The organism is Haemophilus haemolyticus, assembly GCF_003493685.1.
Lineage (GTDB): Bacteria > Pseudomonadota > Gammaproteobacteria > Enterobacterales > Pasteurellaceae > Haemophilus > Haemophilus haemolyticus_O.
In genome coordinates, this window is sequence record NZ_QQJW01000027.1 from 1 (window position 1) to 849 (window position 849).

An 849-nucleotide genomic window follows, 5' to 3' on the forward strand; every position below is an offset into this window, starting at 1 on the left:
CGACGGTTTCAACTACCTTTAAAAACTTGTCGGACGCATTGCCGTGCTGACGTACCGCCTTCAAAACGGTCGGACAGGACGCAATCCCCCGTTCGTGCAAAAACGCCTTGATTTTCTCGGCATCAAACGCTTTTTCAGAGTGCGCAGCCTCCCCGTTGGACGGCACTTTGAAATAATCCGCATCGCCGAAAAACACCAGCCCGTAAACGCGCCACATATCGTTTTGGAAATTCGGATAATGAAACTGCATCGCGCGTTTGTCTTCCTTGGGCGGAAACGTCCCCATCATCATGACCGCAGCCTTCGGCGGCAACACGGAATCGAAGGGATGGGTTTCGATTTCAAGCAGATTTTCAGACACGTTCAATCCTCCAACAGGCAAAACGGCAGACAGCCGGTTTTTGCACCAAACCGCCAAACACGGCAAGCCTTCAAACAGCATTATCACGCCCTGCCGTTTTCGGTTACAATGCCGACATCAAACGGATACTGTAAACACATTTATGTTTCAACACACAGGACGACACATAAAGCACCGCCCTATGTGCCATCCTGATTTGGAAGGGGTTACGCCCCTCCCAAATAGAGTCTGATTCTACCGCCCTAAAGGGCGGGGTTTCAACCGAAAAGGAAACACGATGAAAGAACACAAAGCCCGCAAGCGTTTCGGGCAGAATTTTTTGCAGGACACGCGGATTATCAGCGATATTGTCAACGCCGTGCGCCCGCAGGCGGATGATGTCGTGATTGAAATCGGTCCGGGTTTGGCGGCGATTACCGAACCTTTGGCGAAAAAGCTGAACCGCCTGCACGTTGTCGAAATCGACCGCGAGCTCGTATGGCGTCTTC

Annotated in this window: 2 protein-coding genes; one reads left to right on the forward strand and one right to left on the reverse strand. The window is 51.8% G+C overall.

The window, feature by feature from the left end; all coding sequences use genetic code 11:
* Positions 1-442, reverse strand: a 442-nt coding sequence (locus DV434_RS10575) for a uracil-DNA glycosylase family protein (RefSeq protein WP_479680713.1), incomplete at its 3' end; no start/stop codon positions are given.
* 196 nt (positions 443-638) lie between these two features.
* Between DV434_RS10575 and DV434_RS10585 the strand changes: the two genes are divergently transcribed.
* Positions 639-849: rRNA adenine N-6-methyltransferase family protein (locus DV434_RS10585; protein ID WP_275045298.1), on the forward strand; the 211-nt coding region annotated here is incomplete at its 3' end.